Source organism: Acinetobacter sp. YH12254 (assembly GCF_013417415.1).
Classification (GTDB): domain Bacteria; phylum Pseudomonadota; class Gammaproteobacteria; order Pseudomonadales; family Moraxellaceae; genus Acinetobacter; species Acinetobacter pseudolwoffii.
In genome coordinates this window covers 138294-159447 of record NZ_VPEB01000010.1, presented here as the reverse complement: position 1 = coordinate 159447, position 21154 = coordinate 138294, and the positions used below count along the sequence as shown (strand labels likewise).

The 21154-nt window shown below is 45.3% G+C and carries 18 protein-coding genes and 1 pseudogene; 7 read left to right on the top strand and 12 right to left on the bottom strand.

The genetic code is table 11. The annotated features are described in order from the left end of the window. The 3 genes and pseudogenes from FTV29_RS09845 to FTV29_RS09835 form a co-directional block, all read left to right on the top strand. Positions 1-120, top strand: a pseudogene (locus FTV29_RS09845) (IS30 family transposase); the annotation flags it as partial. A 343-nt stretch (positions 121-463) separates the two neighbouring features. After that, positions 464-1333 (top strand): SDR family oxidoreductase, encoded by an 870-nt coding sequence (locus tag FTV29_RS09840; protein ID WP_180075443.1) that lies wholly within the window; start codon positions 464-466, stop codon positions 1331-1333. Between the two features lie 184 nt (positions 1334-1517). Beyond that, a complete protein-coding gene (locus FTV29_RS09835; protein WP_005096870.1) occupies positions 1518-1688 on the top strand; it encodes a hypothetical protein in 171 nt (56 codons plus the stop codon). An 89-nt stretch (positions 1689-1777) separates the two neighbouring features. On the opposite strand, the gene FTV29_RS09830 is transcribed toward FTV29_RS09835, so the two are convergent. From FTV29_RS09830 to FTV29_RS09805, 6 genes are all read right to left on the bottom strand, one after another. Next, entirely contained in the window at positions 1778-2839 is a 1062-nt protein-coding gene (locus tag FTV29_RS09830) for an enoyl-CoA hydratase/isomerase family protein (protein ID WP_180075442.1), read from the bottom strand. Between the two features lie 20 nt (positions 2840-2859). Beyond that, a complete protein-coding gene (locus tag FTV29_RS09825; protein WP_005096874.1) occupies positions 2860-3633 on the bottom strand; it encodes an enoyl-CoA hydratase in 774 nt (257 codons plus the stop codon). A gap of 19 nt (positions 3634-3652) precedes the next feature. Continuing rightward, entirely contained in the window at positions 3653-4780 is a 1128-nt protein-coding gene (locus FTV29_RS09820) for an acyl-CoA dehydrogenase family protein (RefSeq protein WP_005096876.1), read from the bottom strand. Between the two features lie 59 nt (positions 4781-4839). After that, positions 4840-6489: an AMP-binding protein gene (locus FTV29_RS09815; RefSeq protein WP_180001365.1), complete on the bottom strand. Its 1650-nt coding sequence runs from the start codon at positions 6487-6489 to the stop codon at positions 4840-4842. An 86-nt stretch (positions 6490-6575) separates the two neighbouring features. After that, complete coding sequence (mmsB, locus tag FTV29_RS09810; RefSeq protein ID WP_180075441.1) at positions 6576-7466, bottom strand: 3-hydroxyisobutyrate dehydrogenase; 891 nt, start codon at positions 7464-7466, stop codon at positions 6576-6578. Between the two features lie 11 nt (positions 7467-7477). Further along, positions 7478-9007 (bottom strand): CoA-acylating methylmalonate-semialdehyde dehydrogenase, encoded by a 1530-nt coding sequence (locus FTV29_RS09805; protein WP_180075440.1) that lies wholly within the window; start codon positions 9005-9007, stop codon positions 7478-7480. Positions 9008-9183: 176 nt separating this feature from the next. Between FTV29_RS09805 and FTV29_RS09800 the strand changes: the two genes are divergently transcribed. Both FTV29_RS09800 and FTV29_RS09795 read left to right on the top strand, forming a co-directional pair. Continuing rightward, positions 9184-10068, top strand: coding sequence for a LysR family transcriptional regulator (locus tag FTV29_RS09800; RefSeq protein ID WP_005096883.1), 885 nt, complete (start codon positions 9184-9186; stop codon positions 10066-10068). Positions 10069-10236: 168 nt separating this feature from the next. Further along, the gene (locus FTV29_RS09795; protein WP_180075439.1) at positions 10237-10914 is read left to right on the top strand and encodes a type 1 glutamine amidotransferase domain-containing protein; all 678 of its coding nucleotides are present in this window, start codon (positions 10237-10239) and stop codon (positions 10912-10914) included. Positions 10915-11000: 86 nt separating this feature from the next. Here the strand turns inward: FTV29_RS09795 and aliA are convergent, their stop codons facing one another. The 4 genes from aliA to badH form a co-directional block, all read right to left on the bottom strand. Then, positions 11001-12656 (bottom strand): cyclohexanecarboxylate-CoA ligase, encoded by a 1656-nt coding sequence (gene aliA, locus FTV29_RS09790; RefSeq protein WP_180075438.1) that lies wholly within the window; start codon positions 12654-12656, stop codon positions 11001-11003. 51 nt (positions 12657-12707) lie between these two features. Further along, positions 12708-13865 (bottom strand): cyclohexanecarboxyl-CoA dehydrogenase, encoded by a 1158-nt coding sequence (aliB, locus tag FTV29_RS09785; RefSeq protein ID WP_005096887.1) that lies wholly within the window; start codon positions 13863-13865, stop codon positions 12708-12710. A gap of 12 nt (positions 13866-13877) precedes the next feature. Then, complete coding sequence (gene badI / locus FTV29_RS09780; protein WP_005096888.1) at positions 13878-14660, bottom strand: 2-ketocyclohexanecarboxyl-CoA hydrolase; 783 nt, start codon at positions 14658-14660, stop codon at positions 13878-13880. 62 nt (positions 14661-14722) lie between these two features. Beyond that, positions 14723-15490: a 2-hydroxycyclohexanecarboxyl-CoA dehydrogenase gene (badH, locus tag FTV29_RS09775; RefSeq protein ID WP_005096889.1), complete on the bottom strand. Its 768-nt coding sequence runs from the start codon at positions 15488-15490 to the stop codon at positions 14723-14725. 447 nt (positions 15491-15937) lie between these two features. Here badH and FTV29_RS09770 point away from each other — a divergent pair, with 447 nt between their 5' ends. After that, complete coding sequence (locus tag FTV29_RS09770) at positions 15938-16429, top strand: MarR family winged helix-turn-helix transcriptional regulator (protein ID WP_005170960.1); 492 nt, start codon at positions 15938-15940, stop codon at positions 16427-16429. A gap of 81 nt (positions 16430-16510) precedes the next feature. On the opposite strand, the gene FTV29_RS09765 is transcribed toward FTV29_RS09770, so the two are convergent. After that, complete coding sequence (locus FTV29_RS09765; protein ID WP_074382789.1) at positions 16511-17782, bottom strand: MFS transporter; 1272 nt, start codon at positions 17780-17782, stop codon at positions 16511-16513. 332 nt (positions 17783-18114) lie between these two features. Here FTV29_RS09765 and FTV29_RS09760 point away from each other — a divergent pair, with 332 nt between their 5' ends. After that, complete coding sequence (locus FTV29_RS09760) at positions 18115-19338, top strand: CaiB/BaiF CoA-transferase family protein (protein ID WP_005096893.1); 1224 nt, start codon at positions 18115-18117, stop codon at positions 19336-19338. A 70-nt stretch (positions 19339-19408) separates the two neighbouring features. Here FTV29_RS09760 and FTV29_RS09755 read toward each other — a convergent pair whose 3' ends face one another. Then, a complete protein-coding gene (locus FTV29_RS09755; protein ID WP_180075437.1) occupies positions 19409-21091 on the bottom strand; it encodes an AMP-binding protein in 1683 nt (560 codons plus the stop codon). Positions 21092-21154 lie beyond the last annotated feature (63 nt).

The window sequence follows — 21154 nt, the reverse complement described above, 5'->3', positions numbered from 1 at the left end:
TCAAACGAACAAATAGAGCAGATAGAATTTGCACTCAACCATCGTCCTAGAAAAACACTAGGTTGGTATACGCCTAGTGATGTTATGGCTGGTTTTTATACTGTTGCACTTGCCGCTTGAATCCGCCCAGATCAATTTTAATGAATATCATAATTATTAATTTATTCAATAATTTTAGATGCTTAATTAAATCTAGAGCCATATCCTAAAAGGACATAAAAACTCTGATAGAAATGGTTGCTCAAAATGTGAGAGATAGAATGCTGTAAACCATAGGCGGTATTCTGTTCTATTAAGATTTAGACAATGGCGGTATCTAGTTTTACTTAAAATCATGTCAATCACAGCTCTATGAATAATTGATAAATCTCGAATGCATTCTGTTATTAAATGTTGAGACCGAATGCATAAAGCTAGAAAGCCTCTAAGATATTTCTAAACTTTGTACAGAAAAAGGGAAAACATGAATAACTATCCTGAAACCCCTGCTTCAACTGAAACTCAAGATCATCAACCTGGTGTGCAAACCAAAATGGATCCTGCACCGGAAGTCATCAAACCGAATTATAAAGGTAGCGATAAACTTAAAGGTAAAATCGCCCTGATCACAGGTGGCGATAGCGGTATAGGTCGGTCAGTCTCGGTCTTGTTTGCCCGTGAAGGTGCTGATATTGTGATTTGTTATCTGGATGAAGATCAGGATGCTCAAGATACCAGAAAGATGGTAGAGGATGCAGGACGGCGTTGTTTACTGATCAAGTGTGATTTACAAGATCAAGATGAAATCAAGAAAATGGTTGAGCAGACGCTTCAGGAATTTAAAACCATTAATATTCTGGTCAATAATGCCGGGGTTCAATATCCGCAAAAAAGTATTAGCGATATTTCTCCTGAGCAACTTTTTAAGACCTTTAATGTGAATATTCTGTCGATGTTTCACTTGACTCAGGCTGTGATTCCGCACATGCAAGAAGGTGACAGCATTATTAATACCACCAGTATTACCAGTTATCATGGACATGATGAACTGATTGATTACTCAAGTACCAAAGGTGCCATCACCACATTTACCCGCAGTCTTTCCACCAGTTTGTTAAAAAATAAAACCGGGATCCGGGTCAACGGCGTAGCACCCGGCCCCATCTGGACTCCCCTCATTCCAAGCAGTTTTGATGAAGAACAGCTCAAAGAGTTCGGTAAACAGACACCCATGGGTCGGATGGGCCAGCCTAGTGAAGTCGCACCAGCGTATTTATTTCTAGCGAGTGAAGAAGCCAGTTATATTTCCGGTCAAGTCATTCATGTTAATGGAGGCAGTATCATTAACGGTTAATTAGAATTTGAAGATAACAGTCAGTGAGAACCGTTATCTTCATTCATTTATTCTTCAGGTTTTCTATCACTTAAAAGATGCTGGTTTTATAAAATAATTTCAACAAATACATGACAGATATTTACCGCCATAGAAACAGGTCATTGTTATAGTAATTTCAGCCAACCTTGATGAGGACAGCAATATGCCTAGAGGTGACAAATCAGCCTATACCGATAAACAAAAACGGCAGGCCGAACATATTGAAGAAAGCGAAAAAGAACGCGGTCATTCTGAGGAGGAAGCCGAACGTATTGCCTGGTCTACTGTCAACAAGCAAGATGGCGGTGGCAAGAAAAGGAAAAAATCCCATTAATAATAGTAAGTTAGGGTAAAATCCTATGTTGAAAGCTCGGCGAAAAACCCTCTCATTACTGCGTATGAGAGGGTTTTTAATCTGAATCTTTAATATGTATTTTCTACGCGCTGTTGAGTCCAAACCGGCCAGAGTTTTTCCAGCGTTTTTTCAAATTTCGAATTATCGGTTTGCCATTGTGGATTTTTATCTTTATCAATAATCAGTGCACGTACACCTTCAATAAAGTCGCCTTGCTCCAACCAGACATCCTGCAGATCTCGCTCCAGTTGCATACATTTTTCCAGCGATAAATTTTGTCCTGCCTGCTGTAACTTCAGACTCGTTTGCTTGGCCATGACTGGACGTTGCTGCAAGATGACCAGCATTTTATTGGCCCACTCCTGATCGGTAGCACTACTTGCATGTACCAAACTCTGTTCGATCTCATCGAGGTTTGGATGGCCAAAATGCTGACTAATCAGATCTGCACGTTTTTGCAACTCGCTTTCTACCGGATGGGTAATGTACGCACTGATGATTTTCTGGATTTCAATCTGATTTAATACCGGTGCAGCAATCAATGCGGTTTCCAGTTCAGCAAAATTTTCACTCGGTACATGATAATCGACCAGATCCAGATATAGCGCATCACTGCTGCTGATCTGCTCCCCTGTCAACGCCATATAAATGCCTACATCATCCAGTCGGGAGAGAAAGTGGGTGGCTCCCACATCCGGGAAAAATCCAATCGCGGTTTCTGGCATGGCAAAGCGTGATTTTTCACTGCTCACTTTAATATGACAGGCTTGAGCCAGACCAAAGCCGCCGCCCAGAACATAACCATCCATCATCACGATGACAGCCTTTGGAAAATTGCGCAGTGTGCTCAGCATGCTATATTCAGTGGCAAAAAAATCCTGATATTGGGTATTGCCTGCCTGATAGCTGTCATACAGATAACGGATGTCTCCTCCGGCACAGAATGCCTTGGGACTGTTAGAATTGATCAGAATCGCTTGCACCGCTGGATCATGGCGCCACTGATCTAGTTGTGACTGAATCCCTTGAATCATCCGCAGGGTTAAGGCATTTAAATGACTGGTGCGGTCCAGGCTGATAATGCCTAAACGTCCTTGTACCCGAATCGCTAAATTATTTTCATCACTCATTTTATTTTCCTATTTTTGTTTTATTGATGGGTGAATTTGGCTGGGCGTTTTTCGACAAAAGCCTGCATGCCTTCCTTTTGATCAGCACCGGCAAAAATGGAATGGAATATCCGTCGTTCAAAGCGTAGACCTTCGGCCAGACTGACTTCAAAAGCCCGATTAATTGATTCTTTAATCATCATCACGGCCGTAAGCGACTTTTCAGCAATTTTTTCGGCAGCTTGCAGAGTTTGTTCTAGTAACTCTTCTTTGGCAAAGACACGTGCCACTAACCCACTTTGCTCGGCTTCTTGCGCGCCCATGTGACGTGCAGTCAGACACATTTCCATGGCTTTGGCTTTACCAATCGCCAAGGTTAAACGTTGCGTTCCGCCAATGCCGGGCAATACCCCTAAAGTGACTTCAGGCAAACCAAATTTTGCATTATCAGCGCAGTAAATAAAATCGCACATTAAGGCCAATTCACAACCACCGCCCAAGGCATAGCCACTCACCGCAGCAATTAAGGGCTTACGGCGCTGGGCAATCCGGTCGGCCAGACTGAAAAAATCATCCAGATAAATTTGCGGAAAGTTTAAATCTGCCATTTCTTTGATATCTGCACCTGCAGCAAAGGCTTTTTCCGAACCAGTGATGACAATACAGCCAATCTGCGGGTCTTTTTCCAGCTGATCCAGCGCCTGATTCACTTCAACGATCAATTGATTATTCAAGGCATTTAAGGCTTGTGGACGATTTAAAGTAATTAGCCCGACCCCGTTACGCTGTTCGAGTAAAATAGTTTGCCATTGCATGATAAAAATCCCTTTAAAATTATAAACTACGTGCAATTACCAGACGCTGAATATCGCTGGTGCCTTCATAAATCTGACAAATACGCGCATCGCGATAAATGCGTTCAATCGGAAAGTCTTTCAGATAACCGTAACCGCCAAAAATCTGCAGCGCTTTGGAACAGACACGTTCTGCCATTTCCGAAGCAAAGAGTTTGGCCATAGAGGCTTCGGTTAAACAGCTTTCACCTGCTTCCTTTTTACGTGCAGCAAAATGGACCAGTTGTCGCGCCGCTTCAATTTCGGTGGCCATGCTGGCCAGCCTGAACGAAATCGCCTGCTGTTCAAAAATCGGTTTGCCAAAGGCCACGCGATCATGTGCATAAACAGTCGCTTCTTCCAATGCAGCGCGGGCCAGACCCACTGCTTGTGCGGCAATGCCGATCCGTCCACCTTCCAGATTGGCCAAGGCAATTTTTAAGCCTTCACCTTCTGCACCGAGTCTTAAACTTTCATGAACGCGGACATCGGTTAAAGCAATCTGACAGGTATCCGAAGCATGCAGACCGAGTTTTTCTTCGACCCGAATCACTTCATAACCGGGCGTGTCGCGCGGCACTAAAAATGCACTCATGCCTTTTTTTCCCGCAGTTGGATCGGTCACGGCAAAGACAATAATCATCCCGGCATTATGACCCGAGGTAATAAACTGTTTGGCGCCATTGATAATGTAGTGATCGCCATCTTTCACGGCCCGGGTTTTAATCGCTGCAGCATCCGATCCGGTATGCGGTTCGGTCAGGGCGAAGGCACCAATCATTTGCCCTTGAGCCAAAGGTTTTAGAAACTGCTGCTTTTGCTGTTCCGTTCCAAACTTGAGAATCGGCACACAACCCACCGAGTTGTGTACGCTCATGATGGCGGACGTTGCACCATCTGCCGCTGCCACTTCTTCGAGGGCCAGTACATAAGCCAGCGTGCCTGTACCTGAACCGCCCCACTCTTCTGGAATCAGCATGCCTAAAAAACCTAGCTCACCCATTTGAGACAAGGTCTGTTTAGGAAATATGCCTTTTTGATCCCACTCGCCGGCAAAAGGTTTAATCTGTTCCTGAGCGAAGCTTTTGGCCATATCCTGAATCAGTTGTTGCTCTTCCGTAAATTGCATGGATGCTTCCTTCAATCTCTTTATTTAATATTTTTATTCAATCTGCTGGCTTTGGCTAGTTATGCGGTCTTTACCTGCTGCTTGTTGATTTCCTGATTACGCAGTAAGAAACGCTGAATCTTGCCACTCGGGGTTTTTGGCAATTCTGTGACGAATTCAATCAGGCGCGGATAGGCATGCGCAGACAAACGCTTTTTCACAAACTGGCCTAGTTCTTCTTCCAGATGAGATGAAGCTGCAAAGTTATTCGCCAGAATCACAAAGGCTTTAATCACTTCGGTACGTTCAGGATCAGGCACGCCAATGACTGCTGCTTCAATCACGGCATCATGTTCCAGCAAGGCACTTTCCACATCAAATGGCCCCACGCGATAGCCTGAGGTGGTAATGACATCATCACTACGTCCAACAAAGCTCATACTGCCATCAGCATGAATTTCCGCGGTATCACCGGTTAAATAGTAATGTCCAACAAAGGGCGATTTACGGCTTTCTTCATAACCCGAGAACCACATCATGGGTGATTGACTGATATCCACTGCCAGGACGCCCGGAACGTCAGCCGTTAATTCATGACCTTGTTCATCGACGACTGCAATCCGGTAACCCGGGCTGGCAAAGCCTGCCGAACCTGAACGGACCGGATGTTGTAGCGCATGATGATTACACACCACCATCCCGACTTCAGTCTGGCCATAATGGTCATAAATTGGCACATCCAGCACCTCTTTAAACCAGCGGATCACTTCCGGGTTTAAAGGTTCTCCAGCACTGCTGACCACGCGCAACTTGCCCCGTAGCTGTGCCATCTGTTCAGCATCTGCTGCCATCATCATGCGGTAAGCGGTCGGCGCACCGGCCAGATTGGTAATACCATATTGCTTGACAATGTCGCAGACACTTTCGGCATTGAAACCACCCTCATAAAACAGGGTCGAGTGTCCGAGCAATAACGGGCCGGTAATCCCATAGTACAAGCCATAAGCCCAGCCCGGATCAGCAATATTCCAGAAAGCATCATTTTCGGTTAGACCGATGGCATTGTGCATATAGCCGGCAAAAGCAATCAGGGCTTTAAGTGGAACTTTTAAGGGCTTGGCCGGTCCAGTGGTTCCAGAGGTAAACATCAATAAAAATGGCTCATCGATACTGAGCATTTCCAGTTCACAACCTTCAGCCTGGCGGTTTAACACCGTCCAAAAACTGAGGTCTTGTGGATAACGCTCTGCCTCGGTTTCGACATGTACAGTGACGATCGTGGGACAAGCGCTAAGATCGGATAGTTTCTCCCGATTCGCCAGATCAGTCACTACCAGCTTGCTTTGCGCCAGCTGAATGCGATGTTCAATGGCTTTGGGACCAAAGGCAGTAAATAAAGGTTGATACACTGCACCAATCCGCCAGGTCGCTAAAATGGTAATGATCAGCTCTGGAGTCCGCGGTAATAATCCGGAAACGCGGTCGCCTTTGCCAATGCCTTGAGATTTTAAAAAGTTGGCAAACTGGCTGGAGTATTTCTTGAGTTCGCGAAAGCTATACTGTTCTTTACGGCCATCTTTACCGTACCAGTGCAAAGCAATTGCATCGGAATCTGCATGGCGGTCGCAGCATTCATAACAGGCGTTCAGCGCCTGCATCGAACCGGACAGATACTGCTTTGCCACTGCATCTAAATCAAAATTTTCAATCGTTTTTTGATAATCTAACATGTTAAACCTCAGCCTGAATTTATCGTTATTACTGACAAGGTATTGTTGATGAAGCGAATCCTTGCTCCATCTGGATATTTTAAGTTTTAAGCAGGTGGCGTGGTGTATTGATGCATGATGCTGGAAAAATCCAGATGCGCATCCCCTTCCTGACAAAGCTGTTGATAGAGTTTCTGCACCATGCTACCCAGAACCACCGGTTGGTCCACCTGTTGCGCTGCATCGACAGCCAGGCCCAAATCTTTAAGCATCAGCTGTGCTGCAAAACCATCGGTATAACCCCGTGATGACGGTGCATTGGCACAGATATCCGGCCAGGGATTATAGATTTCAGAACTCCAGCAACGTCCGGTGGAACTATTGATTACCCCGGCTAGTGCTTGCGGATCAATTCCCAGTTTGGCCCCAAGTGCCATGCCTTCTGCAACAGCAGTCATGGAAATCCCCAGAATCAGGTTATTACAGATTTTTGCAACCTGTCCTGTTCCCACCGCACCACAATGCACCAGATTTTTGCCCATACAGCCAAGGACCGGTTTTACGGCCTCAAAGGTGGCATCGTCTGCACCCACCATAAAGGTCAAGGTACCGTCTTTGGCGCCCAAAGTCCCGCCAGAGACTGGCGCATCGCAGACGCGAATCTGTCTGGCCTGCGCTGCTGCAGCAACTTCCTGAATGGTTTGCGGGTCAATGGTACTGCTGTCGACACACAAACTGCCCGCCTGAAGCACGTTCAGAATACCGTGCTCACCAAGATAAACTTCACGTACATGCTTGGCTGCAGGTAACATGCTGACCACAAAATCTGCCTGTTTTGCGGCCGCTTGTGGACTGTCACAAACGATACCGCCCGCTTCTGCAAAATGCTGTAAAGCCACTGCACTTAAGTCATAACCAAAAACCTGATGGCCCGACTTGAGCAGGTTATGTGCCATGGAGCCGCCCATGTTGCCCAAACCAATAAATGCAATCTTCATGCTGATACTCCTTAGCGCAGGCTAATCGTGGTATTGACACCGGTGGTTTCCTGGTCATCTTCAAACCATCGGCTGGTAATGGTTTTGGTCTGGGTATAGAACTGCACTGCCTGCTTGCCATAAGGACCTAAATCCCCCAGTTTTGAACCACGCGAACCGGTAAAGCTGAAGAACGGCACAGGTACAGGAATTGGAATGTTAATACCGACCTGACCGATATCAATCTGGTGCTGGAATGTGCGTGCCGTATTGCCATTTTGGGTAAAGAGTCCAACGCCGTTACCGAATGGATTGGCATTAATCAGCTCAATCGCTTGTTCTAAAGTATCAACATGTATGATCGCCAGTACCGGACCAAATACTTCTTCCTGATAAATGCGCATATCGGTCGTGACCTGATTAAAAATCGTTGGTCCGACAAAATTACCTTTTTCATAGCCTAGAACCTGTACATCACGCCCATCTAGCAGCAATTCAGCGCCTTGTTCAACACCACTATTAATCAGATCGATGACACGGGCTTTGGCACGGGTCGAAATCACTGGCCCAACATCAGTATTCGGTTCATGGCCTGCATTAACTTTCAAAGTTTTGGTTTTATTAACCAGTTCATCGACCCAGTGCTTGGTGTCCCCGACCATCACGGCCACCGAAAGCGCCATACAACGCTGACCGGCTGCACCAAATGCTGCACCCACCAACGCATTCAGGGTCTGTTCTTTATTGGCATCCGGCATCACCACGACATGGTTTTTCGCGCCCATCATCGACTGTACACGTTTACCGTGCTGGCCGGCCAGATTGTAGACATGCGTACCCACAGCGGTTGAACCGACAAAGGAAATGGCTTTGATGTCACGATGGGTACACAGCAGATCCACCACTTCTTTACCGCCATGCACTACATTCAGCACACCAGCAGGTACGCCTGCCTCAATTGCCAGTTCCACCAGCATCATGGTCGATAGCGGATCCTGTTCCGAGGGCTTTAAGACAAAGGTATTACCGCAGACAATCGCCATCGGGAACATCCACAGTGGAATCATCGCCGGAAAGTTAAACGGCGTAATTCCCGCACAAACACCGAGTGGTTGCTGCAAGGTATAGGTATCGACCCCACGTGCCACACCTTCAACATATTCACCCATTTGTAGTGAACCAATAGAACAGGCATGCTCCACCACTTCTAAGCCACGCTGAATGTCACCTTCGGCATCAGCCAGGGTTTTGCCCTGTTCCGCCGTTAATACTTGGGCAATACTTTTTAAGTTAGTACGAATCAGATCCTGCAGCTTCAACATAATCCGCATACGTGCCTGAATCGGGGTTTGGCGCCAGCTGGCAAAGGCATTTTGTGCGGCAGCAATCGCGGCATTGACTTCTTCTGCAGTTGCAAATGGTACCTGACCCAAAACTTCTTGAGTGGCAGGGTTGATAATATCTTGCCAATGACTGGTTTTTGATTCGACAAATTCACCATTAATGAGGAGTTTTGCGGTGGTGAATCCGGTACTTTGCTGTGGATGATGAATGGCGTTCATGGTCGCTCCGTGCTGGTTTGTTATTGTCGTTGTGTCTGCCTTTACTGGCTGTTTTAAACGTATTATTTTTACGCTGTTTCAGCAGACTAACAAAGAACACTTTGACCACCAATAGAAATTGATGCACGATAGATGTGCAAATATGCACAGGGATTTAACAGGATGTTAAATAGAAGATGAAAGTAGATTGGGATCATTTACGTTTCTTTTTGGTTTTGGCACGTGCCAAAACGCTCACCAATGCAGCACGCTTGATTGGGGTGGAACACAGTACCGTGGCACGGCGGATTCAGGCGCTGGAAAATACCCTTGGCACGCAACTGTTTAAACGCGAAGCGACAGGGTATGAGCTGACCTCGGAAGGTCTGGCATTGGTGCCGCGTGTGGAACTGATGGAACAATCCTTTATCCAGATTGACAAACGCAACGATCCCTTGCAAGGCCGGGTTCGGATTGGTGCTCCAGAAGGCTTTGGAACGGCATTTTTAGCGCGCTTACTGGCCGAGTTCTCCCAGCACTACCCTTTACTGACCATTGACCTGATTCCGGTGCCGAAAGCGATCAAACTTTCGCATCGTGAAGCCGATATTGTAATTGCGATTGACCGGCCCAAATCGGGCCCCTATATCATTACCCGTCTGTCGAATTACTGTCTAAAACTGTATGGCAGTCAGCATTATTTACAGAAAAATCCGCAAATTAAAAAACTGGAAGACCTCAAGCAGCACCGTTTTGTCGATTATATTGATGATCTGGTCTATAGCTCGGCCCTGTATTCGCTGGAACGTTTACCGCTGCAATTGACTGCCTGTTTTCGCAGTAACAGTATTCTGGCCCAGCAAATTGCGGTCAGTGCCGGTGCCGGGCTAGCTATTTTACCGAAATTTTTGGCCCATGATAAAAGCGAACTGCAACAGGTTCTGGGCGATCAGGTCAGTTTTACCCACACTTTCTGGATGCTGACGCTGGTCGATCTGCAACACGAACCGAAAATTAAACTGGTCTGGGATTTTCTGCGTAAACAGGCGGACCTTCAGCAAGACCTGTTAATGGGCAGATAATTGCGCTTAAAAAACTGTTCGCTTCATAAATACAGCCTTAAGTTAATTCAACTCAAACACAAACGTATCGATACAGCAAATGAACGTATCACAACATTCCTGATGCCCGCGACTTGTTAAATTAACAAGCAGCCATTCGCAATATTTAATGAGATACAGGAAAATAATATGAAAATTCTGATCGTTCTGACTTCACATGACACGCTTGGCGATACCGGAAAGAAAACCGGATTCTGGCTGGAAGAACTGGCTGCACCTTACTATAGCTTTGTTGATGCAGGTGCAGAGCTAATTCTGGCTTCTCCTGCGGGTGGCCAGCCGCCCTTAGACCCAAAAAGTAATGAACCGGATGCACAGACTGAAACCACCCAGCGTTTTGAAGCAGATGAAGTGGCCATGCAGCAGCTTGCCAATACATATAAATTAAGTGAAGTCTTAAATCAGGATTTTGATGCAGTGTTCTATCCCGGTGGTCATGGTCCATTATGGGATCTAGCCGAAGACCAGAACTCTATTTCCTTGATTGAGCAGACTTTGCAGGCCAATAAACCTGTGGCATTGGTTTGTCATGCGCCGGGCGTACTTCGTGATGTTCAAGATGCTGAAGGTCGCTCGATTGTCGAAGGTAAATCGGTCACCGGTTTCAGTAATAGCGAAGAAGACGGCGTGGGCCTGACCGATATTGTGCCATTTCTAGTGGAAGACATGCTCAAAGAAAAAGGTGGCCAATATTCCAAAGCTGATGATTGGCAGGCTTATGTCCAAGAAGATGGTCTGCTCATTACCGGACAAAATCCTGCCTCTTCGGCTGTGACAGCTGAAGCTTTATTGAAGTTATTAAAATAACGCGATAAATCAATTTAAGGTTTGGCTTCCCATTTCAATCTATAGCAAAAACTCCTGAATATATTTCAGGAGTTTATCTTTAAAGATCAATTGGCTGAAGCAATATGATTGGCCAGAAGTTCGCGAAGCTTAAATTTCTGAATTTTACCAGATGGCGTCATCGGAATATCTTCCCAAATCTCTAAACGCTCAGGAATATATTGCACTGCCAGATTATGGGTTTTCAAGAAGTTGACAATATCGCTCAGTGCCACGGGCTGAGCCGGATCTTTGAGCTTGATAATGGCACAGGCTCTTTCGCCCAGTCGTTCATCAGCATAGGCCACCAGTGCCACGACGGCAATATTCGGGTGTTTATAAAGCAGCGATTCAATTTCCGCCACCGGAATGTTTTCTCCACCGCGAATAATCACATCTTTTTTACGTCCCCAAATCCTGATATAGCCTTGCTCATCCTGATAGGCGATATCTCCTGTATCAAACCAGTCCTCTGCATCGGTATCATTTAAATGCGCGCGCTTTAAATAACCGCCAAAACTTGAACATGAACGAATCATTAATCGTCCCGGTTCATTGAAGGGCTTAATCTCCCCCGCTTTGTTGACGATTTTGATTTCTACGCCCGGTAGAGCAATACCATCGGTGCTAAAAGAACGTTCATCATTATCTTCAGGTCGTGTGGTGGTGATTGCGCCACATTCGGTCATGCCCCAGGCGGAAATCACTTTAACGCCCAAAGTTTCCCGTGCTTTTTGGACTAACGGCCCTGGAATTGGTGCGCCGGCACATAAGAAGGTTTTCAGGCTGCTGACCTGATCATGCCGTTCTGCCACTGTAGTGGACAGATCGTTCAGAAATGGTGTAGAGGCCATGGTAAAGCTGACCTGATGCTGATGAATTAAATCGACTGCTTGCGATACATCCCAGACATCTTGCAAAACCACTTTGGCATTCAGTTCAATCGGCATCATCAGGCCATACATAAAGCCGGTTTGATGCGCCATTGGTGAAGCCATTAACACGACATCATTTTGATTTAAATGTAGCCGTTTTGCATAGGGAACAATATTGGAAAATAAAGTGTTGGCGGTATGCATCACCCCTTTCGGCTCACCGGTAGTGCCTGAGGTAAAAATCAGCTGGGTAATATCATCAGGACGAGCTTCAAGCTGATCTAGGTTTGTAACGGCGGAAGAATCTTGCTCAAGACCATGATTGACCAATACCCGATCAAAATTATTCTCTTCAAGACCATTGACCACCACCACATGTTGCAAGGTCTCAATTTTAGTCTTTAAGTGATTTGCCAACTGTTCATGATCAAAATTACGGAAGCTTTTTGGTACGATAAATACTTTGGCTTCACCATGTTTCAGCATGAATTCCAGTTCCCGTTCCCGGAAAATCGGCATCAATGGATTCAGTACGGCGCCGATGCGGCTACAGGCCAGATACAGCAAGGTAAATTCCCACCAGTTCGGCAACTGACACGAGACCACATCATTTTTAGCCACACCCAATTGCTTTAAACCTAAAGCAATTTTATTGGTCATGTTCCAGAGATCCTGATAGCTAAACACTTGCTCCGTTTGATCTTCCACTTTAAAACCGACCAGTGCGGTTTTATCTGGATTCTTGTCGATGGTCTGACGCAGAGAATCAATAATGGTTTTATTTAACCAGTAGCCTTCTTTCAGCATTTTTTCTTTTCTGGAAGCTATAAGAACTGCATCGAATTCCATTCGGTTACTCCTGATTTTAATTATATCGGCCAGGGCTGAGCTCAATATGAGCTAAGCCGGTACCGCTTTGCGTCCTGCTTTTTTACGCGCAATAATGGTTTTCATGATCTGCGCTGTTCCGTCACCAATCTGGAAGCCGAGTACATCACGCATGCGCTGTTCCATCACACCACGGTCATATCCGGCATGACCAAAGGTCAATAAGCATTGATGAATCACGTCATAGGCCAGTTTTGGCCCCCACCATTTACACATTCCAGCTTCGGAAGTATGTGGCAGATGATTGTCTTTGAGCCATAAGGTTTGCAGACAGAGTAAACGCGCGGCCTCTACCTGGGTTTCATACTCGGCCAATGGATGCGACACGCCTTGAAATGCTGTTAAGGGCTGACCAAAGGCTTCACGTTGCGCCGCATATTCCCAGGCTTCATCCAGACTGACACGTGCAACAGCCAGAACCTGTAAACCAATCAAGGCACGTGAAAAGTCAAAGCCTTGCATGACCTGCACAAAACCTTTGTTTTCATCACCTAAGCGATGATTGACCGGAACGCGAACATTATCAAAGAAGATTGAACCGCGACCAATGGCACGTTGCCCATGACAGTCAAAACGCGTGGTGCTAATGCCAGATAAATTCATGGGAACCAGAAGTGCTGTCACGCCATGTGCGCCGTCCTCATGGGCACCAGTACGGCCAAACACCACCGAAGCATCGGCCTGATCGGCTGCAGAAATCGAGGTTTTTTCGCCATTAATGATATATTCATCGCCGTCACGTTCGATTTTTAAACGCAGGTTCGCAGCATCTGAACCGCCACGCGGCTCAGTCAAGGCAATCGAAAAAATTGCTTCACCGGCGGTCAGTTTCTTCAGCCACGGTTCAACCACTTCGGGTTGACCATGTTCCGCCAGAATCTGGCCATTCAAAGAAGCCAGCAAATTAATATAGGAAAAACTTAAATCCGCTTTGGCTACCGCTTCATGAATAATGCCTGCTGCCAGACGTCCCATGCCTTGGCCGCCATATTGTTCAGGAAGTTCTGGTGCAATAAAGCCCATTTCTCCCATTTTTTTGACCAGATCACGATCAAACACCCGACTTTGATCGCGTTCTAAAAAACCGGGGGCAATATATTTTTGCGCAAACTTTTCAGCAGTTTCTGCTAAAAACTCTAAGTCTTCCGTAATATAAGGATTTTTAGTCATGCTGTATCTTCCTTATTTATAAAATTTACGAAATTCAGGCTGGCGCTTTTCTTTGAGTGCATTGACGCCTTCACGCGATTCTTCCGTGTCGTAATACAGTTTTAGTGCATACATGCCCATGCCGGCAATCCCCGCCTGATGTGCGGTATCCATATTGAAGCTACGTTTGGCAATGGCGATGGCTGTCGGACTACGCCGACAGATTTCTTCGGCCCAAGCCTGTACTTCAGCATCAAGTTGATCGGCGGGTACACATTTATTGGCAAGACCCATTGCAACCGCTTCTTGGCCCGTATAGCGACGGCACATATACCAGATTTCACGGGCTTTTTTCTCACCGACTACACGTGCTAAATATGCTGTGCCATAACCCGGATCGACTGAACCCATTTTCGGGCCCACCTGACCAAAAATGGCATTCTCTGAACAAATGGTCAGATCGCAAATGGTGGCTAATACGTTTCCACCACCTATCGCATAACCTTGTACACGAGCGATCACCGGTTTAGGCACATCACGCATTGCCGTATGTAATTCTTCCATTGGCAAACCAATGGTGCCACGGCCATCATAGTTTCCATCATGCGCGGATTGATCCCCGCCGGTACAGAAAGCACGATCACCGGCGCCAGTCAGTACAATCGCACCGACTTCACGGTCATAGCCGGCCTTGTTTAAGGCTTTGATTAATTCATCACAGGTCGTACCACGAAAGGCATTCATTTTTTCTGGACGGTTAATCGTAATCCATGCCACACCGTTTTTTACTTCGTATAAGATATCTTCAAAAATCATTGTTATTACTTCCTGTATTTCTCTGTCTGACTTTATTTTCCATATTTTCTAGCAGTTTTTGCTTAACCACTCATGGTTAAACCACCCGAAACACTGAGTACTTGTCCAGTAATAAAACTGGCATCATCACTTAAAAAGAAGGCAATCGAAGAGGCTAAATCTTCAGGTTGACCTAAACGACCGAGTGGAATAGCACGAGTGAAAGCCTCACGTAATTTTTCTGGATTCGATGCACCTTCGGTGACACCTGCCAGTAAGGCTGTATCGGTTGGTCCCGGACAAATCACATTAATTTTAATGTTATGACGAGAATGTTCACGGGCCAGTGTTTTTGAGAATGAAAGCAGTCCGCCCTTACATGCAGCATAAACCGCTTCACCTGAAGAACCGACTCGGGCAGCATCAGAGGCAATGTTAACAATACTGCCAGAATTGCGCTCGACCATACCTTTCAGAACGGCAAAGTGCATATTCAGCATACCGACCAGATTGATCTGAATCAGTTTTTCCCATTCTTGCGGATTCGTTTTGATAAAAGGTTTGAAAATATCCCAACCGGCATTATTGACCAGTCCATCAATCGGCCCAAGCTCGGCTTCTACTTGCTGTACAGCCTGCTCCACAACAGTATTTTGAGTAATGTCACACTGCACAGCCAGGGCCTGGCCATTCTGCTGGTTAATTTCTGCGGCCAGTTTTTCTGCTGCTGCAATATTCATGTCAAAGATCGCAACTTTCGCACCTTCTTCCGCCAGACGGCGGCAGGTTGCTGAACCGATGCCACCTGCGCCACCGGTCACAATTACGACTTTATCCTTCAACCCTTTCATTTAACTCTCCCTGGTATATTTTTATCTGATTCTGATTAACTATTGTTCATATATCGCCTGTTATCACTAAAATAGAATTAGAATATTTTTATGTCAATATATTTACATAAAATAAGTTTATATATTTATTTTATAACTTATTATCAATAACTTATAATTTTAACAAATTAAAGACATTGACACATATCAGCTTTACTCTTAGATTTGCACTATCAATCACAGGCTCATTTTCAGAATAATGCAACCTGAATCGAAAAAACTTTTTATGTTGCTTCATTCAATCAAGCTGACTGAATAAAGAGAAAAAAATCATGATTTCTCAAGTTAATATGGTGCCAGTGTACTTGGGTTCTACATGCGCGCTGCAATCTGGAATTCGATTTATGCGAGTGAGCTCTAAGCTATACTCTTTTTTATTTAAACGTGTTGAGCTGGGTGGCTTATCAAATGAGTGATACTGTGTCAAAAAAATATGATCAATCCTTATACTCTGCCCACAATAGACTTTTTTTCAGGCTGTTTCAGGTGGGGAATACGCTGGATCGCAAATGCTCGAATGAACTGGGAATTTCTCCAGTGCATTGGGCTGTACTGGGAGCCTTGTCTCGGCCGCGGGTAAAATCAGGGATGTCATTTTCTGATTTGACCGAATACCTCGGTGTAAGCCGGCAAAATCTGGACGCAGTTTTAAAACGTCTGGAACGTGATGGTCTGGTTGAACGGATTATCAGTGAGCAAGACAGACGTGCTAAAAATGTCGCGCTGACCAGCGAAGGCTTTAAAACCTGGGATAGTTTGCAGAATGATTTTTTTGATTTTTATGGACAGGCTTTGAACAAGCTGACTTTTGATGATGCCATTACTCTGATTCACCTTCTTAATAAAGTCAATGACGGCCTGAAAAATATTCATTTGCCAAAAGAAATGAATGCAGAATAAAAAATGAGAAGCACGATGCTTCACTTTGATTCATATAAAAATGAGCCCGAGCAGGCTCATTTTTACAGACTTTATGAATAGTTATGCTTTTTGCGGATCATATTGACGGTCCTTGATAAAGATCCCGGATACAGCACCACATAAGAAATATGCACCGCCCATAATCAGGAAGCCCAAACCGATAGAGCCACCACTTGCAGCCGCCCCGATAATTGCAGGTGCAAACATGGCGCCAATACGCCCGGCATTATAAGCACCACCAACCGCAGTACCACGAATCGAGGTTGCAAAGCTTTCGGTCATGTAGGTGGCATTAATCGCATAAGGAATACCGTACAGGAAACCAAAGAAAATCAGCAGATAGGCAATATTGTCAGGGCTATTAAACAGTACAATCACCGGCAGGAAGATCGCTGTGCCAATAGCACCAAAGGCAAAGACAAAACGGCGTCCTAAACGGTCTGCTGCAAAGCCAGCCAGAACCTTGCCGAAAATCATGGCGACATAAGTCCCAATCATATAACCTGCCATCGATTTAAAATCCATATGTAATTCAGATTCTAGATAGGCCGGCATCCAGTTGTTGACGCCGTAATAACCAAACTGTAAAAAGCCAGCGGTTAAAATCCACAGGATAAACATTCTGCGGTTTCTAGGATCGGCAAAAATTTCCTTGGTGGTACTTTTTTTAACAGGTCGATTTGCCGTTACATCTGCAGGCGCATATAAACGTTGCAGTCTGGCCCGCTGCCAAGACTCTGGTTCTGGCACCAGTTTCTGGATAAAAAATGCCATGGCGGCTGGAATAATCGCGACAAAGAACAGCATCCGCCAGCCGTAGTCTGGAATAATCCAGCCAGCAAGCAAGGTCGCCACAATATAACCGACTGTCCAGCCTGCCTGTAAGGTTCCCAAGACTGTTGTCCGATATTCAGTAGGTACATATTCTGCCATCAATGTATTGGCTGCAATATATAAAGCGCCAATTCCGAATGCAGACAGAAAGCGTAATAGCGCGAACTGTTCAAAATTCTGGGTAAAACCCAGTGCCGCAGTCAATGTAGAAAAAATCAGGATGGAAATGACCACGGTGCGTACCCGGCCTAAATGGTCACAGGCCCAACCGCCCATAAATCCGCCAATGGCCATCCCGGCCAAAGTGAAACTTCCCAGTGCTCCTGCCTGTAAATTGCTTAAGCCAAACTCAGCTTTGAGACTGTTCAAGCTAAATGACAGCAATAACATGTCTGCGCCATCGACCAGTAAGGCCAGAAAAGCAAATATAAAGGCAATTTGCTGGGTTCTTTTGGTCGTGGGCTTGATTTTTCCTAATTCTGTTGCGAGATCCGTCATTGTAAATATCCTTGTTATTGCTTATTTCGTATTGATGTTTTAATTGCCATCTTGCACATAGACGGGTTGCTACAAATGCAATCCTGACAATTTTTAGCTCCTGTTTTTCTTGGTTTCTCTGAGAGATTTTCAGATCTCCTTTTATTTTTGCTGTTCCTGTCGAGCCCAATCAAGGTAATTAAGATAAGTTGAATTTTCAACAATATTTGATATTAAGTTTTGTTATACGAAATTAGTTATCGCTAATTTGATTATTAAATCATTTTAAGATATTTTGATATGAGGATTAGAAATTAGATGATATTGAATACAATAAAACAGGGAGTGTAAGGATGGGTGCTTTAACAGGCTTTCGCGTACTGGATTTAAGCCGTATTTTAGCCGGCCCGTGGTGCAGTCAAATTTTGGCCGATTTAGGCGCCGAAGTGATTAAAATTGAAAAACCTAATCACGGGGATGACACGCGAATCTGGGGCCCGCCCTGGCTAAAAAATGACAAGCAGGAAGATACGCATGAATCGGCATATTATCTTTCTGCCAACCGCGGTAAACATTCAGTTGCCGTGGATCTGTCTACGCCTGAAGGTCAAGAGATCATTAAAAAAATTGCCCAGCAAAGTGATGTGGTCATCGAGAATTATAAAGCGGGTTCTCTAAAAAAATATGGTCTGGATTATGAAAGTCTGAGTCAGTTAAATCCGCGTCTGGTGTACTGTTCAATTACCGGCTTTGGTCAGAACGGCCCACGTGCACACGAACCAGGTTATGATTTTATTATTCAGGGCATGGGTGGCATGATGAGCGTCACCGGTGAACGCGATGACTTGCCGGGAGGCGGCCCGCAAAAAGCCGGTCTGGCTTTTGCTGACCTGACCACCGGTTTATATTCTGCAATTGCCATTCAGGCGGCATTATTGTCGCGGGAAAAAACCGGTGAAGGCCAGCATATCGATATGGCACTGCTGGATACCCAGGTGGCTTCCCTCTCCGTTCTGGCAATGAATTATCTGACTTCAGACAAAGTGCCGGGCCGCTTTGGAAATGCGCATGCCAATATTGTGCCTTATCAGGTGTTTAAGGCACAGCAAGGTGAGTTTATTATCGCCTGTGGCAATGACCTGCAATTCAAGGCCTTGTGTCAGGCAGTGGGCTTGGCTGAGGTCGCCGAAGATCCTCGTTTCCTAAAAAATTCAGGACGGGTGATGCATCGTGAAGAGCTGACCACAGTGCTACAGGCACATTTCTATAAGCAACCCGCACAAACCTGGGTGGATCTGATTCATGCAGTCAAAGTTCCGGTTGGTATGATTAATAACCTGAAGCAGACTCTGAAAGAAGAACAGGTATTGGCACGTGAGATGGTCATCCAGATGCCACACACTTTACGTGAAGATTACACCTCGATTGGCTCACCGATTAAACTTTCCAAGACCCCGGTAGAGTATAAAAAAGCGCCACCCTGTTTAGGTGAAGATACCGATGTAGTCTTAAGCCAGTTTTTAAGCCCGGATGAAATAGATGAGCTGAAAAGCAAAAAAGTCATCCAGCAGCGATAAGCTAGCAAGCAATAAAAAAGGAATCTTTAGATTCCTTTTTTACTTTAAATCTAATGAATTAGATTATTCTTTAGCAGACTTTGGCACTCGACTGAACAGTACGAGGCAGTTCACGACGCAGAATTTTGCCTACTGTAGACTTTGGCAATCCAGCCACAAACTCAATGTATTTTGGCAGTTTATAACTGGTCAGTTGCTGTTTCAGGAAAGCCATGACCTCATCTTGAGTCAGGTTGGCATCCTGTTTCACAATAAATGCCTTGGGTACCTGCCCGGATTTTTCATCCTCAATCCCGATCACGGCACATTCCAGTATTTTGGGATGCTTGGACAGTACGCCTTCCAGCTCATTCGGATAGACATTAAAACCAGACACCAGAATCATGTCCTTTTTACGATCGAGAATGGTGATATAACCCTGCTCATCCATACAGCCGATATCGCCTGTCAGAAAGAAGCCGTCTTTCGTAAATGCCTGAGCCGTTGCTTCCGGTTGCTGCCAGTAACCTTTCATCACCTGAGGTCCTCGAATGGCGATTTCTCCAGCCTGCTGAAACTCAACCGGCTTGGCCTCATCGTTTAAAATCAGGATTTCAGTTCCTGCCAGTGGCAAACCAATGGTGCCACTAAAGCGTCGGCTCAGCGGTGGATTAAAGGTCGCAGTAGGTGATGTTTCAGAAAGTCCATAACCTTCATAAATCTGGCAGCCTGTGATTTCATGCCATAACTCGGCAGTGCTTTTTAAAATAGGCGATCCACCACCTGTGGTGGTTTTAAGACGTGAATGATCCAGCTCACGAAATCGAGGATGATGTCCCAGCGCGTTAAACATGGTATTCACGCCCGGAAAAACAGTCGGTGGGTGTTTCTGATATTGATCCAGCAAAGCATCCAGATCTCTCGGGTTCAGAATCAGGACATTGGCGAAACCGCGACTCAAACCATAACTGAACAGGCAGATAGTAAAACCATAAATGTGATACAGCGGTAAGGCACAGAACACATATTCATCTTCGGTAGCATAGCGATCTCCGAAATGACTGATAAAGACCGTACTGTTCTGCGCGATATTAAAAAGAATATTGCGATGGCTCAGTTCAGCACCTTTGGATACACCCGTTGTTCCACCGGTATATTGCAGAATGACCGTATCTTTCTGATGCTGTACAGGCGTCTTGAAATCGATCGTTTCGACTTGATCAATCGCCTGTTTAAAGTCAAAAAACCGTTTATCTGGATATTCTGCAGCCTGACGAGAAACTGTCACGGGCTGATCCTGAATAAAATCCATCGGATGCGTTGAAATCACATATTTGAGTGCAGGACATTCATCTAGTGCTGTTAATTGCTCCAAAGTCTGTCCCAGAATAATCAAGGCTTCTGCCCCTGAATCCTGTAGCTGATGATACAGCTCGCGCTGAGTGTACATCGGATTGACATTGACCAGCACATAACCGGCACGAATAATGGCAAAGGTCGCAATCGGGTACTGAATAATATTCGGCAACATTACTGCAATACGGCCACCAGCTGCCAGCCCCAACTCCTGCAAATAGGTGGCGAATTTCTGGCTATATACGTCGATGTCTTTATAGCTGAACTTGCGATTCCGATAGATAAATGCAGTTTTATCCTGAAATTTAACTAAATTATCAGCAATCGTCATGCTCAGGGTTTTCTCGGGATCTGGCCGGGTAAATTCCGGATTGATATTCCACTTTTTATATTCTTCCATCCATAGCTGATTTTTCATTACAGCACTCCTATCTTTGCTTTAAATTTATTTCGTATTGTTAAAACTCTAAGGTTTCAATTT

Excerpts from the sequence above, each read along its gene's own strand:
- FTV29_RS09800 (WP_005096883.1), top strand. The coding sequence starts at position 9,184 with ATGAAAGTAGATTGGGATCATTTACGTTTCTTTTTGGTTTTGGCACGT.
- FTV29_RS09825 (WP_005096874.1), bottom strand. The coding sequence starts at position 3,633 with ATGCAATGGCAAACTATTTTACTCGAACAGCGTAACGGGGTCGGGCTA.
- aliA (WP_180075438.1), bottom strand. The coding sequence starts at position 12,656 with ATGGAATTCGATGCAGTTCTTATAGCTTCCAGAAAAGAAAAAATGCTG.
- FTV29_RS09770 (WP_005170960.1), top strand. The coding sequence starts at position 15,938 with ATGAGTGATACTGTGTCAAAAAAATATGATCAATCCTTATACTCTGCC.
- FTV29_RS09835 (WP_005096870.1), top strand. The coding sequence starts at position 1,518 with ATGCCTAGAGGTGACAAATCAGCCTATACCGATAAACAAAAACGGCAG.
- FTV29_RS09760 (WP_005096893.1), top strand. The coding sequence starts at position 18,115 with ATGGGTGCTTTAACAGGCTTTCGCGTACTGGATTTAAGCCGTATTTTA.
- FTV29_RS09820 (WP_005096876.1), bottom strand. The coding sequence starts at position 4,780 with ATGCAATTTACGGAAGAGCAACAACTGATTCAGGATATGGCCAAAAGC.
- FTV29_RS09795 (WP_180075439.1), top strand. The coding sequence starts at position 10,237 with ATGAAAATTCTGATCGTTCTGACTTCACATGACACGCTTGGCGATACC.
- FTV29_RS09805 (WP_180075440.1), bottom strand. The coding sequence starts at position 9,007 with ATGAACGCCATTCATCATCCACAGCAAAGTACCGGATTCACCACCGCA.
- mmsB (WP_180075441.1), bottom strand. The coding sequence starts at position 7,466 with ATGAAGATTGCATTTATTGGTTTGGGCAACATGGGCGGCTCCATGGCA.
- FTV29_RS09755 (WP_180075437.1), bottom strand. The coding sequence starts at position 21,091 with ATGAAAAATCAGCTATGGATGGAAGAATATAAAAAGTGGAATATCAAT.
- FTV29_RS09830 (WP_180075442.1), bottom strand. The coding sequence starts at position 2,839 with ATGAGTGATGAAAATAATTTAGCGATTCGGGTACAAGGACGTTTAGGC.
- badH (WP_005096889.1), bottom strand. The coding sequence starts at position 15,490 with ATGAAAGGGTTGAAGGATAAAGTCGTAATTGTGACCGGTGGCGCAGGT.
- badI (WP_005096888.1), bottom strand. The coding sequence starts at position 14,660 with ATGATTTTTGAAGATATCTTATACGAAGTAAAAAACGGTGTGGCATGG.
- FTV29_RS09815 (WP_180001365.1), bottom strand. The coding sequence starts at position 6,489 with ATGTTAGATTATCAAAAAACGATTGAAAATTTTGATTTAGATGCAGTG.
- FTV29_RS09765 (WP_074382789.1), bottom strand. The coding sequence starts at position 17,782 with ATGACGGATCTCGCAACAGAATTAGGAAAAATCAAGCCCACGACCAAA.
- aliB (WP_005096887.1), bottom strand. The coding sequence starts at position 13,865 with ATGACTAAAAATCCTTATATTACGGAAGACTTAGAGTTTTTAGCAGAA.
- FTV29_RS09840 (WP_180075443.1), top strand. The coding sequence starts at position 464 with ATGAATAACTATCCTGAAACCCCTGCTTCAACTGAAACTCAAGATCAT.